Genomic DNA, 15843 nt, shown 5'->3' with positions numbered 1-15843 from the left:
TTTTCGTTCCCTAAACGCCGCTAGCTTCTCGATATTCGATCTTAAAATCACCCCACTCGATTAGCTCATCGCAAAGCCATTGAATTTCAGATCGATCGCCCATGATTTGCAGTTTGTGTCGCTGACCATTTTCGGCTTGACACTCAACATTCAATCGGTAGTGAGGCAATCTGTAAGAATCAACGGTGATCGATCGCAACTTTTGTCGAGGAATTAAGAGTAGCTTCTCAGAGTCGTCAAATGCCAGCGAAACAAAGGCCGAGCCATTTTGCAACTCAAATTTAACCTGGCGCGGCGCAATTTGAGTTTGAGCAATTTCGCTGGAAGGAAACAACCTAGCAACCAACCAGAAAAACACACTCACCAATGCCAAGACTGGAAAAACAACGAGCAGAAGGATGAATATCACGATGCTTAGCACGGTTATCATCAGGCCAGTTGCCATCAGAACGGCGGCGATCGCCAATGAACTGTAAAGCCAAATCAGGCTAGTTGAAGACTGACTTTGAAATTGAATTTGATCCTTGGGAATTAGAATTTCTAAAGTAGTTGGAGTGGCCTGAAGCTGAATGTCAGAAGTGGGACGCCGCAGCAGCGAAAACCGCTGGTTCTGCTGTGGTTTTTGCAATCGATCGATCGCCTCCTGAACCGATGTCGCTCTTTTGGACAAACTCGGCTCAATTAAATAGTGAATCCACTGGCTAAACGACTTGCTGAGATTCGCAGATTTCTCAAATTCGATTCGCAAATCCGCCTGCGGCAAATCGGCGGGATGCTGACCTGTCGCCAGATAAATTAAAGTTGCGCCCAAGCTGAACAAATCGGAGGCGGGCAGCGATCGCCCCCCAAATTGTTCCGGCGGCATGTAGCCATACGTGCCCACAACGGTCACCGTTCCGCCATGCGCCACTGTTTGAACAGAACCAAAATCAACTAGATAAATTGGCCCGACGGAATTGCCCGATCGATCGCCCAATAAAACATTGCTCGGCTTGATATCGCGATGAATGATTGGTGGATTTCGATCGTGCAGATAAGCGAGAATTGCTAATAGCTGCTTGGCGATTTCTCTCAGGTCAACTTCGCTAAAAGTGCGACCTGATTGTGTCCACTGCTGAAGCGATCGCGCCTCAATGTAGCTTTGCACAAGGGCGAAACCTTTGCCTAATTCTGTATCGGTTTCAAAGTAGTCTAAATATTTGGGAATGGCCGGATGGTCGAGCGATTTTAATGTTTCGGCCTCGCGCTCAAATAGCTTCAAATCTTCCCAAGTGAAATCTGGCGCAAACAGCAGCAGCTTCAGGACAACGATCGAATCGGTTTCGAGATCAATTGCCAAAAACGTGCGGCGACCCGTTTTGCGACCGAGCAGCGATTGCACCTGATAGCGATCGTGAAACACCGAATTGATGAATTGATCCATTGTGCAGCCGAGAGCGCAGTTTTTTAGAGCAATTGTCTAGAGTCTATCAACGGCCTCCTGAGGAATTACGGATGTCTGCAATATTTCGTTGCAAATGCTTGCTGCAAATGCGCTTCGGCTTCCGTGCATTCCGCAATTGTGCTCTAGAAGACGATAGGATAAGAGAAATCAATTTCTTCCTTCCTCCAGCGGCTTGACTGCACTTCTGATTCCTTCTTCCTTTCCTGCTCAGCGCCATTTTCTGCCGAGCGGATTGACCGTGATTCATCAGCAAATCACTACCGCTCCCGTCGTTGTGGTGGATGTTTGGGCGCGAGCCGGAGCAGCAGCAGAACCCGCAGCCTGGGCGGGCATGGCGCATTTTCTGGAACACATGATCTTCAAGGGCAGCGATCGCCTGCCGCCCGGAGCGTTCGATGCGCTAATCGAAAATCGCGGCGGTGTCACGAACGCTGCAACGAGCCACGACTACGCTCACTACTTCATTCACACCACGCCCCGCGATCTATCGGTGACGCTGCCCGCCTTAGCCGAACTGCTGCTGAATGCGGCGATCCCCGATGAAGAATTCGATCGCGAACGGCTGGTTGTCCTCGAAGAACTGCGGCAGACCGACGATGATCCGGATTCGGTGATCTATCAGGCGCAGATGGAAAGCGTGTTTCCGAATCATGCCTACGGGCGATCGGTCTTGGGCAGTCCTGACACGCTGATGGCAATGTCGCCCGCTGCGATGCGGCAGTTTCATCAGACCTACTATCAGCCGGAAAATTTAACGATCGCCATTGTCGGTGATGTCGATCGCGAAACGGCTTTGGAACTGGTCAATCGCGCTTTTGGCAATTTCGCACCCGCACAGTCTTGCCCAATCAGCGATCGCGGAACCATCCAGCCCTGCGCCGCTCAGCGCCAAATTCTGCAACTGCCTCGACTGGAGCAAGCCCGACTGCTGATGACCTGGACGGCTCCGGGTGTCGCTCAGCTTGAAACGGCTTACGGGCTGGATTTGCTGTCGATGGTGCTGGCGGGCGGGCAGTCCTCGCGACTGGTGTGGCAACTGCGCGAAGAAGAACAGCTTGTGCAGGCGATCGGCAGCAGCTTTTCGCTTCAGCGCGATGCCAGTGTAATTACGGTCAGCGCATGGCTGGAACCGGAAGACATCGAACAGGTGGAAGCGCGAATTTGCGCTCGCCTCCAAGCTCTTGCCACCACTGCGATCGATGCGATCGAACTGCAACGTCATCAGCGGCTTTTACGCAACGACTATGCCTTTTCAACCGAGACCGCCAGCCAAATTGCCGGACTCTACGGCTACTACAACACGATCGCGCAGGCCGAAGTCGCCGTTACCTATCCGCAAACGATTTCGCAGTTTGAGCCGGACGAACTTCAACAGCTTGCCGCCGACTATCTCCGACCCGATCAGGCAGCAGTGGCGATCGCTCTACCTGCCAATTAGATTCACGCGATTTCCGATCGCCCTCACCCTAAATCCCTCTCCCCAAGCGAGAGGGACTTTGAATTTTTCCTGCTCCCCTTCTCCTTGGGGAGAAGGGGCTGGGGGATGAGGGCGGAGTTTTGTTGCACATCGCACAAATTCACCGAATATCTTCATAAAATCGCTTCAGGTATTCAGGGGAAACACCGATGCCCCACAAGAAGCCGATGTACAGGTAAATTCCCGTCGCTTTGAGGAATCCCCAGCGGGCGACACGGCGATCGCTGCTTTCCACCACGCGATTCACCTGCCGAATCCGCCCGTAGTGCATCAGCTTCAGGCACAAGTCGCCATCCTCCATAATCGGCAGCGCTTCCGTAAATCCACCACAGTTCCAGAAATCCTCGCGCCGACAAAACATCACCTGATCGCCAAACAGCAAGCGCAATCCGCGCACAAAGCGGTGAGGCCGAAACAGTAAGGGCGCGTAGTATGTTTTGAGAAAGTTGTGGAGGGAGATGCCCCAGCGCGTCCGGTCTGCACCGGACATGAGGGAGATGAAGCCAGCGCAAGCCGTTTGGCGATCGCTTAAAACTCTTTCCATAATGGCGATCGCATCATCCGGCAAGCGCGTATCAGCATGAAGGAAACACAAAATTTCACTCGTCGCGATTTTTGCTCCCGCATTCATCTGCACGGAGCGACCTGCTCGATCGCAGCGCAGCACTTGTCCGGGTTGCGATTGGAAGAGTTGCTCCGCGATCGCAACCGTCTCATCACGACTTCCCCCGTCCACCACAATCACTTCCGCAGCGGCAGGATTCAAGTAAGCTAGCTGCCGCAAAGTGCGCTCCAGGCTGGTCGATTCGTTGAGCGTGGGAATGACGATCGAGACGGTCATGATGATTTAGAGTGGGCTACTCTGTCAGCGTGGAATTTGTTTGAGCCGTCCTTCCAGAGAGAAACTGCCAGAGTTTGAAGAAACCCAATCCGATCAGGCCAATTACCAGGAAGCCCGCCAAAACGGGCACGGTGAAGGCGAGAACGGAAAGGGCGATCGCGCCCGCTAGCTCGATCAGCGCCCAGATCGGATTTGCCAAGCCGCCCGATGTAGCCGTTGAAGTTCCGCGCACTAAGTTGGTCAGCAGCTTGGTGATCCCCGCCGTGCCGCCACCTGCCACTAGCGCTAATGTCCACTGGATCAGCGGACTCATATCGGCGGGCGCAAGCGAGGCAGACATTAGCGTTCCTGCCAAAATTGCGGCGGGCGTTGCCACTAGATCGAGGGCATGATCGAGCCAGGGAATGAAGTAGCCGCTGATTTCCAAGAGGCAGGCGATCGCAAACATGATCAGGGCGGGAGAAGTTTCGATCCAGTCAAAATCGGCGGGCAAATCGAAATGTCCCAGCACGGAAACGGCACTGAGAGCAAGCAGCGGCACAAACACGCGGAACCCAGCGGCAGCACTAAGGGTAATGCCCAACATGACTTCCAAAAGGGTCTGCCAACTGATTAGATCGCCCATCACTCAAGCTCCTGTATCGCACAAAGACAAACGATACCTTTTTTATACGCGAACTTCGGAGGTTTGGATGAGGGCGATCGCACGACAAAAAAGCGGGAAAGCCGTAATGAACTTCCCCGCCTCATCGAATTTGGCTGACTTAAAGCTGCTTCACTTCTGAAACAAGCTGCGCCACGACATCGCGGGCACTGCCAAACATCATCATCGTTTTGTCGTGGAAGAATAGATCGTTTTCAACTCCGGCAAAGCCTTTGCTCATGCCGCGCTTGATCACGATCGTATGCTGCGCCTTGTCCACTTCCAGAATCGGCATTCCATAGATCGGGCTGTCGGTACTCGTGCGGGCAGCAGGATTAACCACATCGTTTGCGCCGATTACGAGGGCGACATCGGTGCGATCGAATTCCGGGTTGATGTCGTCCATGTCGTAAAGCTGTGGATAGGGCACGTTCGCCTCAGCTAGCAAGACGTTCATGTGTCCCGGCATCCGACCCGCAACCGGATGAATCGCGTACTTGACATCGACACCTAAGCGCTCAAGCTGGTCAGCGAGTTCGCGGACGGCGTGTTGTGCCTGTGCGACCGCCATCCCGTAGCCCGGAACGATCACGACCGATCGCGCATAGCCCAACATCATGGCGCCTTCTTCGGGATCGATCGATTTGGCGACTCGTTCTTCGATCGCGCCAGATGTCGCGCCCGATTTGGCTTTGGCTTTGCTGAAGGCGCTAAACAGAACGTTGGTGATCGATCGATTCATCGCCTTACACATAATCTGCGTCAGGATGATCCCCGATGCGCCGACCAGTGCGCCGGAAATGATCAGCATGTTGTTCATCAGCACGAATCCGGCTGCACTGGCGGCCAAACCGGAAAACGAGTTCAGCAGCGAAATCACAACGGGCATATCCGCGCCGCCGATCGGAATCACGAACAGAACGCCCAGCACAAGCGAGATTGCAGTCAGTGCCAAAAAGATCGTCAGATTGTGGGGATCGCTCACCAGGTAAGCGCTTCCGGCCAAAAAGATGAGAACCAGCGAAATGTTGAACGATCGCTGAAACGGAAAGGTAATCGGAGATCCGCCAATTAGCTCTTGCAGTTTGGCAAAGGCGAGCAGGCTTCCGGTCAGCGTTACGCCGCCGATCAGAACGCTCAAGATCATCGTGATCGTGTTGTCGATCGGCACAGATTCGCCGCTGCCCAGCAAGCGCCAAAATTCGCCCATCGCGACTAAGGTAGATGCGCCGCCGCCCAAGCCGTTGAGCAAACCGACCATTTGCGGCATCGCGGTCATTTCGACTTTGTAGGCCATGATCGCGCCCAAAACTGAGCCGATCGCGATCCCCAGCAAAATCATTTCGTAGTTCAAAACCTGCTGATCGAGCAGCGTTGCCACGATCGCCACGAGCATTCCGATCGCCGCCAGCAAATTGCCGTTTCTTGCAGTCGCAGGCGATCCCAGCTTCTTCAGACCGACAATGAACAGGGCAGAAGCCACGAGGTAGCTAAGCTCAATTCCAGTTGGCAAAAAATCGCTCATGCTTTCACCTCTTTTTTCTTAAACATTTGCAGCATTCGATCGGTGACCAAAAATCCGCCCACGACGTTGATCATTGCCAAAATCACAGCAATAAATCCGAGGATGACGGTGATATTCCAGTCGCGATCGCCCGCCACCAAAAGTGCACCCACAACAGCGATCCCAGAGATCGCATTCGAGCCAGACATCAAAGGCGTGTGCAAAGTTGGCGGCACTTTGTTAATCACTTCAAAGCCAACAAACGAAGCCAACGTAAACACCACCAGTCCGGCAATTAATCCTTCTGCCATGCGGAAAACCTCTTTGTAGTTGTCCAGGAAATTAATTTCCTGGCTGAAAGCTGAAGTCAGTTAAAACTGACTCAAACTGATTCATCAACCCATTTCAATGGGTTTCAGCTTTAAGCTGGAACTTTAGTTCACAGCAAATGCATAAGTAGACAACTTGGGGAATTGCTCTAGCTTTTCACCGTCAGCGCTTCGAGAGCCTGACGAACGCGATCGCTGCGAATTTCGCCTTCATGCGTCACGCAAGCGCTGTCGATAATGTCATCGGCAAAATTAAGCTGCAAGTTGCCTTCTTTCACCAGATACTGCACCAGCGTTAAAACATTTTTGGCAAACATTTGGCTGGCATGAACGGGCAGCGTGGCGGGCAGGTTGATGGGACCAATTACCGTAACGCCATGTGCAACGATGTCTTTGCCCGCTTCGGTGCAGGCACAGTTGCCGCCCTGATCAGCAGCGAGATCGACAATCACCGATCCCGGCTTCATCTGGGCGACCATTTCTTCAGTGACGAGCAGCGGGGCTTTTCTGCCGGGAACTTGCGCGGTTGTGATAATCACGTCTGCCGCCTTCACGTGTTCGGTGACGATTTGGCGCGATCGCTCCTTTGCCGCCTCCGACAATTCCTTCGCGTAGCCGTTCGCCGCAACGGTGTCCTCATCCAGTGAGACATCGACAAACTTCGCGCCCAAGCTTTGCACTTCTTCTTTCACCGCAGGCCGGATATCAAAGGCTTCGACAACCGCTCCCAAACGGCGAGCAGTGGCGATCGCCTGCAATCCCGCCACGCCTGCGCCCATCACAAACACTTTGGCGGGGGCAATCGTGCCCGCAGCGGTCGTCAGCATCGGGAAGAACTTCGGCAGCGCGGCAGCAGCAATCAGCGTCGCTTTGTATCCAGCGATCCCCGCTTGGGACGACAGCGCATCCATACTTTGAGCGCGGCTGGTGCGCGGAATCATTTCGAGGCTGAAACTTGTGATGCGGCGATCGGCCAGTCGTTGCGCGATGACCGGATTGCCCAGCGGATTGAGGAAGCTAATCAACGTCGCGCCTTCACGCAGCAAATTGACTTCCCACTCTTGCGGCGGATTCACCTTGACGAGCAAATCAGCTTCGTACCACAGCCAGCCGCGATCGCCGCTGACCATTGCGCCCGCTGCCAGATAGTCCGCATCGCTGAATTCTGCGCCGACTCCTGCACCTGCTTCAACTAAAAGCTCGTGGCCTTGCTTCACCAGTCGGGCAACCGTATCGGGAATTAAGGCAACCCGCCGTTCTCCCATTTCAACTTCTTTTGCGACCGCTATTTTCATGAATTCTCCTAATGACTGCAACTGAAAATCAATGCGCGATGCTCGAAATCAAACTAGCAAAATCAATCCGCTTTCATTCGCCAATCGACGCAAAAAATAACAGCATCAAGCCGTTGCGATCGAATGCAAATCCACGCAAAATTCACGTTAATTTACACACGAAACAGGTTAATGCTGCTAGCCGAATTGCAATGCAAACCCAAGCGATCGAACTGCGATAAAGACCGTATCTGCGATCGAATGGAGTTTGCGCGAATGGGCATTGTTGAAAAATTAGCCTTGCTGTATTGCAGGTTACTGTCGCATCCTAGAACAATCTTTTTAACTAGATGCAGGTCTTTAACTTGTCTTATGATTTCTCCCGATTGATTTCAATAGCCGCACAAAAGACAACACAGAAGTTAGCAATCGTTATTAATTCTGTCGATCGATCTATAACATCTGCAACAAATAGAGTTATTTCTTATTTCTTGAGTAAAATTTAATCAGTTCTGTGAAGTGATGCTTGCCGTGCGATCGCTCTAATCACCGAATTTTCCAGCATCGGGCACTTTTTTCGATCGTTCTACGTCGCGATCGTCATCTCACTGAAGCAACTGCTTCGAAACTCAACAATCCTGCTAGAGTCAGTAACAGCTAGTAAAGATTCGTAAATACAATTCGATTTCACGCGATCCCCGACAAGAAATATGGTTGCTCTAGGAAAGTCCGCCCGTCTGTTCTCCGCTTTTGCCCTCGCAGGCTGTCTTGCGACCAGTCTTGCGCTGCCTAGCCTTGCCCAAGGTCTGCCAGGACTGACGATTTTTAGCGGCATCGATCGCGAAAACCAGCTTGGCTATCGGCTCGATAATGCGGGTCGTCCGAGCGTTCGCGATCGCTATCGCCTCCGCATTTCCCCCGAAAAGATGACGCTGGCCGTTGCCCAACTGTCGATCACCTACCCCGTCACTTTCGAGGGCACGTTTGATCCCGATCGCGTTGAGGTGCGCGTCGGCGGTGACGAAATTGCGCTCGAAGAAGTCGAGTGGGATCGCGAAAATCGCGTTATCAACATTATTCCGACCGAACCGATCCCTGCTCGATCGCGAGTCGAAGTGCGCCTTTCCAACGTCCGCAACCCAATTCGCGGCGGCACACACTACTTCAACGCAATGGTGCGATCGCCCGGAGATCTGCCGATGCTGCGCTATGTGGGAACCTGGATCGTCAGCATTGGCGAGCAGTAGATTCCGTCAACAAAGCAGATTTTGGATTGGGGATTCAGGTGGTGAATTCCCAATCTTTGTCTTGAGAACTTCATGTAGAAGCCGTGAACTCAAGTTCCGGCTGAAAGCGAAAACCCATTCAAATAGGTTTGGAGATAGCGGTTTGAGTTCGTTTCAACTGACTTGAGCTTTCAGGCTTGGAAGTTGATTTCCTGGTTCCAGGTGCGTCGATTCCAACACTTGCCGCATTCGCTCACCGCCTCGTGAAAATCGATCGCCTGCCGCTGAAGAATTTGCGGTAAAATTATAGACTGTGACTTTTTGCTGACGAAACGAGTGGAGTAGACCCATGACCAAGCGCACCCTAGAGGGCACAAGCCGCAAGCGCAGAAGAACATCTGGCTTTCGCGCCCGTATGAGAACGGCGACCGGACGGCGCGTGATTCGCGCTCGCCGCCGCAAAGGTCGGGCAAGACTGTCTGTATCGGGCTGATTGCAGCGAGCGGCATTGATCTCGTGCTGCCCAAAATTCATCGGCTGAGGCAGCGACGAGATTTCACCTGGGTCTACCAAAAAGGAATTCGTCGCTCTAGCCTCCACTTGACGTTGCGAGGCTTAAAGCTGCGTGGCGATCGAGCCAATTCTCCTACGCTGATTGGCATTTCCATCAGCCAAAAAGTCAGCAAGAAAGCGGTCGATCGCAACCGCATGAAGCGGCAAATTCGCGCCGCCATCCGTTTGTTGTTGCCCAAATTTCGACCTGGTTGGTATCTCGTGATTGTCGTACAGCCGATCGCGATCGAGTGCGATTACCGTCAATTTCTGCAAGAATTAGAGCAGTTATTCACAGACGCAGAGGTCATTAATGGCGATTAAAGAGGAAGTCTACTACGAAGGCGGCCCCCACGTTGGCGACTTGATTTTCAACTTGCTCATCGGGATGACCGTAATCGGATTGCCGCTGACGGTGGGCGCGATCGTGCGGGCGCTGTGGCTACGCTATCGCATTACTGACCGTCGCATCTCGGTGACAGGTGGTTGGATGGGGCGCGATCGCTCAGACATTATTTACTCTGAAATCGTCAAGGTTGTCACGGTTCCACGCGGACTTGGGCTGTGGGGCGATATGGTTGTGACGCTGCGCGACGGTAGCCGCCTGGAGTTGCGATCGCTGCCGCGCTTCCGCGAGATTTATGACATCATCAACGACAAACTGTCAGCACGAGCACAAAAGGCCAGCGGTTCACTCGGCACACAGCCGTAATATCCACACCAATCGCGATGCGGCTGAAGGTGCAGTTTGGTAAAGCGATCGGATACATTAGATTTGCAGGTTTTTCAACGGTCAGGCTGCTCGACTTGCACTGCTTGACTCGCAATTTGACACGGCTGTTGAAGACGAAAAGCTGCTTGAAGACGTGAAAAAACAGCGCACAGGTTGACATACGCTCATGGACTTTGGTATCAGTTTTCTCTCCAACAACGTGATGCTGCCGATCATCGATTTCTTCTATGGAATCGTGCCGAGCTATGGGCTGGCGATCGTGGCGCTGACCTTGGTGATTCGGTTTGCCCTTTATCCGCTCAGTGCCGGATCGATCCGCAACATGCGGCAGATGAAGGTGACGCAGCCGATGATGCAAAAGCGGGTCAAAGAAATTCAAGAGCGCTACAAGGATGACCCGGCCAAGCAGCAAGAAGAAATGAGCCAGGTCTATAAAGAATTTGGCAATCCATTGGCAGGCTGCTTCCCGGTTCTGCTTCAGATGCCCGTGCTGTTCGCTCTGTTCGCAACGCTACGGGGATCGCCCTTCTCGGATGTTAACTATCCCGTCACGGTTCAGATTTTGCCGCGTGAACAAGCGGAGCAGATTCAGCCCGCCGCCTTTGTTGGCAAGCCGCAGAATATTTACATCGCAGACGGTGAGCATATCAAGGTTGCGCCGCTGATTCCGGGTGGCGATCGCTTGGCGGTCGGTGAAAAAACCAGCATCGAGTTTCAAACAACCGAGGGCAAAACCTGGCAGGAATTTCAAGCCGAGCATCCCGAAACCCAAATCGCTCCAATCTGGAAGGTGACGAAAGGTTCGGAACTCGTGCGGATCGACGAAAACAATGTGCTAGAAGCGATCGCCCCCGGTGAAGTGACGCTGCAAGGCACAATGCCCGGACTCGCCGCCAATCAGGGCTTCTTGTTCATTGACAAGCTCGGTCGCGTCGGTGCGTTTGACGATGACGGCACAATTCATTGGGACATCATCGGCATGGTGCTGTTCTTCGGCGTCAGCCTCTACGTTAGCCAGTTGCTTTCCGGTCAAGGTGGTGGCAGCGGCAATCCGCAGCAGCAAACGGTCAACAAAATTACACCCGTGATCTTTTCGGGAATGTTTTTGTTCTTTCCGCTTCCAGCAGGCGTTTTGCTTTACATGGTGATTGGCAACGTCTTCCAAACGCTGCAAACCTTCATCCTCTCGCGAGAACCGCTGCCGGAAAATCTGCAAGAAATTGTGGACGCCGAGGAAAAAAAGAAAGCGAAGAAGATGGACGGTGACGATCGCCCTGCCCTGCCGTTTGAACCGGGTCGATCGAAGAAGAAGAGCTAGCCTTTGTGGACGAACAGCCTCATGGACGAACAATTGCAGCGCGGCCAGCAATGGCTCGATGAATTTCTCAAGCTTGCTGGCCTACCTGCCACCGTCTCGATTGCGCCTCAGCCCCAGTGGAATGAGGAGTGGCTGACGATCGACGCGACCCACCTGACGCCCGATCAAGTGCAGCATCTCACAGGCGATCACGGTTCCGCTCTAGATGCCATTCAGTATCTCGCGAACACCACGCTGAACTTGGGACGCGCCAAGGAAGAACAGCAAGCGATTACCGTAGAACTGAACGGATATCGCGATCGCCGCTTGGTCGAACTTCAGTCAATGGCCGAAGCCGCTGCCCAGCAGGTGCGCGAAACCGGAGAAGACTATGAACTCACGTCGCTCTCTGCCGCTGAACGTCGCCAGGTTCACACGCTGCTGCAAGCGCATGAAGACCTGGAAACGTTTAGTCAAGGAACAGAACCCGATCGCCGCCTGGTCGTGCGTCGCCTCCAAACCTCCTAATTTTTCTCGCCCGTCGTCGGATTTTGATTCGGCGCAAACGGATTCACCACTTTCAAGTAATCTTTGGGTGGTGAGAGAACGGCTTCCGGCAACGGTGCAGGTTGAGTCGGACGCGCTTCACCCATGCCCAACGCGCCTTTCTCCAGCGTTCCGACGACGAGCGAACCGATATAGTCCGCGCTGCTGTAGGCCGCTTCGATGCAGTGACGGACGTTTTCGAGATCTTCCTCATCGACCACGCCGTTGCTGGTGGCTTTGTAGAACTGGACGGTGACGCGAATCGGAAAGCGATCGTCCCGCTCCAGCTTGTGACCGCCAAGCTCCAGATGTTCGCCTTCATCTTCGCCATGTCCGATCGCGGCATCCTCGACATCACTTTTGAGGCGCGATCGAGTCATCTCGCCGCCAGCCATCGCGCAAGGAACCGGAACGGAAAGCATGAAATCCATGCCGCCATATTCCAGCGGCTTGTGCTTCAGCGGCACTTGCACAACCATGACCATGTTGATGTCTTGGGCAACAGTGACTTGCGATCGCGCTTCTTCCAGGGAAACGCCTTGGGTTTGAGCGATCGCCTGAGCCTGATTTTCCTTAAAGTCGCTGAGCCGTTCTCCGGTCAGCGTTGTTTTCTGGCCGCTATTGTTGAAGTAAATGTTTTGTCCCCAACTGGCTTTGTCGTGAGCATTGTCGATGATTGTTGCGCTGGTTCCCTCGGTGGAAATCAAAATTGCCAGCACCGCCGGACTCTCTGAGCGCGATTGATAGTTGAACAGGACAGGATTGAAGCTGCATTTGCCCTGCTGCGGAATCGGTAGGAAGCAAGCTTGAGCGCTGACTAAAACATGCGTGTCGCTGTCGGTCACCAAAGATTGATTTTCGGCGTGATATTTGCGGCGATCGCTCACATAGTTCGATAAATTCGTCAGGTATTCTCTCAGCGTCACCACCTGCAAATCTTGACCTTTTTCGTTGCCGACTTTGAGTTTGATCTGATCAAACGGCACATCTGCGGTTTTGTCGGTGAAGTTTGGATAGCGAATCACGGGAAGGAGATGTTTGCGATCGCGTCGAGCGGGATCGCGCACCTGAAGCGTCATGTCCGTGATGTTCGCACCCCAAGCCGATCCGGGTGTCCGGGCAGTGTCTTCCCACATCACGTTGACAACGTTTAGCCCCAGATTGCGGACGCGATCGCCCAGTTGTCGATCGCTCGGCATCGCAACCACGCGATCGATCGCATCTTGAAACGATTGCTGATTGGACATGATAATTCCTCCCAAATCACTCGATCTCCAGTAGGCTCCTACACAATCGAATCTGCAATTCCTGAAGCGATTTACAATCTGTTGCAGCAAATTGAAATCTACCCTTCGCGCTTCGGTTCCCTCGACTCAAATCGCCTGCTCAGAAGCTCAATTTCGAGATTAGACTGAAGATTGTAGGCGAAGCCTGCAACTCATTTTGCTGGTGGAGGAGCAACGATGGACGCGATTTACATTCCACAGCTAACCAAAGCGCCGAATCAAACCGATCGCACTGAAGTCCGCGACTATTTGCCCGGACTGGAAACGCTAACGCCCGTGCAGGGTGAAGTTCGAGTTACGCATCGCGGCAACTATTTGGAAGTGGAAGGCCACGCCGAAGCGATCGCCACGCTGACTTGCGATCGCTGCCTCAAGCAGTACAACCATCGCATTAAGGTTGATACGACGGAATTGATCTGGCTGCAAGAACCGGATCCGGAAGTGGATCTCGATCGCGAAGTGCCCTTTGACGAGTTTGTCGAAACGCTGCCGCCCAACGGCTACTTCCATCCGATCGAGTGGCTGTATGAACAGCTTTGCTTGGAAATTCCGCAGCGCAAAATTTGCGCGGCAGACTGCAACGGCATTGAAACCAATCCAGGTGAAGCGGCTGCAAATGTCGATCGCCGCTGGTCGTCGCTGGAAATTTTGCGGCAGCAGTTGTCTAATTAGCCAGGAAATTATGAGCTTTCGTGACGAGTTTGAACTGCTGCTTCGCGCTCGCTATTCGGTTCTCTACATTCCCACGCGGGAAGAGGAACGGGTGGAGCAGGCGATCGCTCAGGCCGTCCAGGGTCAGCGCGGCATCTACACCTGGGATTTTGTCGATGGCTATCAGGGCAATCCCACCGATGCCGGATTCGCCCGCCGCAATCCGCTTCAGGCACTTGAACTCGTCGAAAAGCTGCCCGCCTCGGCTCCGGCTCTGTTCATTCTGCGTGACTTTCAGCGATTTCTTGATGATGTTGCCGTGTCGCGCAAGCTTCGCAATCTGGCGCGTCTGCTGAAGTCCCAGCCAAAAAATTTGGTGATCATTTCGCCGCAAATCTCGATCCCCGACGATTTGACCGATACGCTCACGGTTGTTGAATTTCCCCTACCCGATCGCACTGAAATTCGCAGCGAAGTTGAGCGGCTGATTGCCGCAACCGGAACAACGCTGGAAGCGCGATCGATCGATGAACTGGTGCGATCCTGTCAGGGACTGTCGATCGATCGGATTCGGCGCGTTTTGGCACGAGCGATCGCCACACACGGCGAACTTCAGCCTGAAGATGTCGAGTTAATCCTGGCGGAAAAGCGGCAGACAATTCAGCAAACGCAAATTCTCGATTTTTATCCGGCCTCTGAGCAAATGTCGGATATTGGCGGGCTGGATAATCTCAAAGATTGGCTGCTGAAAAGAGGCAGTGCGTTTAGCGATCGCGCTCGTCAGTACGGTCTGCCGCATCCGCGTGGCCTGTTGCTCGTCGGGATTCAGGGGACGGGGAAATCACTGACGGCAAAAGCGATCGCGCATCACTGGCACTTGCCGCTGCTCCGACTGGATGTAGGCCGACTGTTCGCCGGACTGGTGGGCGAATCAGAATCGCGGACGCGCCAGATGATCCAGCTAGCCGAAGCGCTTGCGCCCTGCGTTTTGTGGATCGACGAGATTGACAAAGCGTTTGGTGGGCTGGACGGGCGCGGCGATGGGGGAACGACCAGTCGCGTGTTTGGCACGTTCATCACCTGGCTGTCGGAGAAAACTTCGCCCGTGTTTGTCGTCGCGACGGCGAATAATATTCAAGCTTTGCCGCCAGAAATGCTCAGGCGAGGGCGGTTTGATGAAATCTTTTTTGTCGGATTGCCCACGCAAGACGAGCGCAAAGCAATTTTTGCGGTACACTTATCACGCCTGCGCCCCCACAACTTCAAGGCATACGATCTCGATCGACTGGCGTATGAAACGCCGGACTTTTCGGGAGCGGAGATCGAGCAGATGATCATCGAAGCGATGCACATCGGGTTTAGCCAAAACCGCGATTTCACCACTGAAGATGTGCTGGAAGCGGCCAGTCAGATTATTCCGCTGGCACGCACGGCTCAGGAGCAAATTCAGTTGCTTCAAGAATGGGCTGCGGCTGGAAAAGCGCGGCTCGCTAGCCGTCAAAGCAGCTTGGGCAACCGAATTCAGCATCAACCACTCCAGTAGGAGATGTTATGAGTTGGTCTGGCCTTTTTAAGTTTGTTACCGGATTTTTGCTGGCGATCGCGTTGCTTGCGGGCGCTGGCGCAGTGGGTGTCCGCTACCTCATTACCCGCTTGAGCGCTCCGCCACCCCGTCCCATCTTTGCCAATGACAAGCCGAATTCGGGTCGAGCGATCGCTCAAGCTCCACCCGCTAGCGCATCTCCGCAAGCATCGCCGTCACCTGCCCCTGAACCGTCGCCTGCTGCCTCGCCTTCGCCCAAGCCTGATGAACCTGGAGCTTATCAGGCGCGAGTTTCCATTCCGATCGGGCTTGTCTTGCGGCAAGGTCCCAGCCGTGAATCAACTCGTCTTGGCGGTTTGGAATACAATGACGAAGTTACTGTTCTGGAAACGAAGGGCGATTGGATGCGCGTTCGCCTGCCCAACAGCGACATCGAAGGCTGGGTAAAATCCGGCAACACCGAGCGGCTCAACTAGCCGTTTCAATCTAAATGTGGG

The 15843-nt window shown here is 53.6% G+C and carries 17 protein-coding genes; 10 read left to right on the top strand and 7 right to left on the bottom strand.

From position 1 onward, the window contains the following. Nucleotides 1–10: 10 nt before the first annotated feature. Nucleotides 11–1423 carry a serine/threonine-protein kinase gene (locus tag H6F67_RS22525; protein WP_190768896.1) on the bottom strand — a complete coding sequence of 471 codons (1413 nt, stop codon included), beginning with the start codon at nt 1421–1423 and terminating at the stop codon, nt 11–13. Nucleotides 1424–1616: 193 nt separating this feature from the next. Here H6F67_RS22525 and H6F67_RS22520 point away from each other — a divergent pair, with 193 nt between their 5' ends. Continuing rightward, nucleotides 1617–2882, top strand: coding sequence for a pitrilysin family protein (locus H6F67_RS22520; protein ID WP_190768895.1), 1266 nt, complete (start codon nt 1617–1619; stop codon nt 2880–2882). A 139-nt stretch (nt 2883–3021) separates the two neighbouring features. On the opposite strand, the gene H6F67_RS22515 is transcribed toward H6F67_RS22520, so the two are convergent. The 5 genes from H6F67_RS22515 to H6F67_RS22495 form a co-directional block, all read right to left on the bottom strand. Then, nucleotides 3022–3762: a TIGR04283 family arsenosugar biosynthesis glycosyltransferase gene (locus tag H6F67_RS22515; protein WP_199304583.1), complete on the bottom strand. Its 741-nt coding sequence runs from the start codon at nt 3760–3762 to the stop codon at nt 3022–3024. A gap of 16 nt (nt 3763–3778) precedes the next feature. After that, the gene (locus tag H6F67_RS22510) at nt 3779–4387 is read right to left on the bottom strand and encodes a DUF4126 domain-containing protein (RefSeq protein WP_190768894.1); all 609 of its coding nucleotides are present in this window, start codon (nt 4385–4387) and stop codon (nt 3779–3781) included. Between the two features lie 139 nt (nt 4388–4526). Then, nucleotides 4527–5930, bottom strand: coding sequence for an NAD(P)(+) transhydrogenase (Re/Si-specific) subunit beta (locus H6F67_RS22505; protein ID WP_190768893.1), 1404 nt, complete (start codon nt 5928–5930; stop codon nt 4527–4529). Further along, complete coding sequence (locus H6F67_RS22500; RefSeq protein ID WP_190768892.1) at nt 5927–6220, bottom strand: NAD(P) transhydrogenase subunit alpha; 294 nt, start codon at nt 6218–6220, stop codon at nt 5927–5929. The genes H6F67_RS22505 and H6F67_RS22500 overlap by 4 nt, the downstream gene beginning before the upstream one ends. Before the next feature lie 167 nt (nt 6221–6387). Further along, complete coding sequence (locus H6F67_RS22495) at nt 6388–7533, bottom strand: Re/Si-specific NAD(P)(+) transhydrogenase subunit alpha (protein WP_190768891.1); 1146 nt, start codon at nt 7531–7533, stop codon at nt 6388–6390. 689 nt (nt 7534–8222) lie between these two features. Between H6F67_RS22495 and H6F67_RS22490 the strand changes: the two genes are divergently transcribed. The 6 genes from H6F67_RS22490 (at nt 8223) to H6F67_RS22465 (ending at nt 11848) form a co-directional block, all read left to right on the top strand. Then, nucleotides 8223–8759 carry a DUF2808 domain-containing protein gene (locus tag H6F67_RS22490; protein ID WP_190768890.1) on the top strand — a complete coding sequence of 179 codons (537 nt, stop codon included), beginning with the start codon at nt 8223–8225 and terminating at the stop codon, nt 8757–8759. Nucleotides 8760–9087: 328 nt separating this feature from the next. Continuing rightward, nucleotides 9088–9231: a 50S ribosomal protein L34 gene (gene rpmH / locus H6F67_RS22485; RefSeq protein WP_190768889.1), complete on the top strand. Its 144-nt coding sequence runs from the start codon at nt 9088–9090 to the stop codon at nt 9229–9231. A 23-nt stretch (nt 9232–9254) separates the two neighbouring features. Continuing rightward, nucleotides 9255–9614: a ribonuclease P protein component gene (gene rnpA, locus H6F67_RS22480; RefSeq protein WP_190768888.1), complete on the top strand. Its 360-nt coding sequence runs from the start codon at nt 9255–9257 to the stop codon at nt 9612–9614. Further along, the gene (locus tag H6F67_RS22475; RefSeq protein ID WP_190768887.1) at nt 9604–10002 is read left to right on the top strand and encodes a PH domain-containing protein; all 399 of its coding nucleotides are present in this window, start codon (nt 9604–9606) and stop codon (nt 10000–10002) included. Before rnpA ends, H6F67_RS22475 begins: the two co-directional genes overlap by 11 nt. 187 nt (nt 10003–10189) lie before the next feature. Beyond that, nucleotides 10190–11341, top strand: a complete 1152-nt coding sequence (yidC, locus tag H6F67_RS22470) for a membrane protein insertase YidC (protein WP_190768886.1) — start codon at nt 10190–10192, stop codon at nt 11339–11341. 21 nt (nt 11342–11362) lie between these two features. Beyond that, entirely contained in the window at nt 11363–11848 is a 486-nt protein-coding gene (locus tag H6F67_RS22465; protein WP_190768885.1) for a R3H domain-containing nucleic acid-binding protein, read from the top strand. On the opposite strand, the gene H6F67_RS22460 is transcribed toward H6F67_RS22465, so the two are convergent. After that, the gene (locus H6F67_RS22460) at nt 11845–13113 is read right to left on the bottom strand and encodes a hypothetical protein (protein WP_190768884.1); all 1269 of its coding nucleotides are present in this window, start codon (nt 13111–13113) and stop codon (nt 11845–11847) included. The two genes, H6F67_RS22465 and H6F67_RS22460, sit on opposite strands and share 4 nt — an antisense overlap. Nucleotides 13114–13428: 315 nt before the next feature. On the opposite strand from H6F67_RS22460, the gene H6F67_RS22455 reads away from it, so the two are divergent. From H6F67_RS22455 to H6F67_RS22445, 3 genes are read left to right on the top strand one after another with little or no spacing between them, the layout of a single operon-like run. Next, nucleotides 13429–13824, top strand: a complete 396-nt coding sequence (locus tag H6F67_RS22455) for a YceD family protein (protein ID WP_396798952.1) — start codon at nt 13429–13431, stop codon at nt 13822–13824. 10 nt (nt 13825–13834) lie between these two features. Then, nucleotides 13835–15346 carry an AAA family ATPase gene (locus H6F67_RS22450; RefSeq protein ID WP_190768882.1) on the top strand — a complete coding sequence of 504 codons (1512 nt, stop codon included), beginning with the start codon at nt 13835–13837 and terminating at the stop codon, nt 15344–15346. Nucleotides 15347–15354: 8 nt separating this feature from the next. Further along, nucleotides 15355–15822 (top strand): SH3 domain-containing protein, encoded by a 468-nt coding sequence (locus H6F67_RS22445; RefSeq protein ID WP_190768881.1) that lies wholly within the window; start codon nt 15355–15357, stop codon nt 15820–15822. Nucleotides 15823–15843 lie beyond the last annotated feature (21 nt).

This window comes from Microcoleus sp. FACHB-1515, from assembly GCF_014696105.1.
Taxonomy (GTDB): domain Bacteria; phylum Cyanobacteriota; class Cyanobacteriia; order Elainellales; family Elainellaceae; genus JAAUTJ01.
Note: the sequence above shows the minus strand (reverse complement) of the source record. Positions and strands in the feature narration are given on the sequence as shown.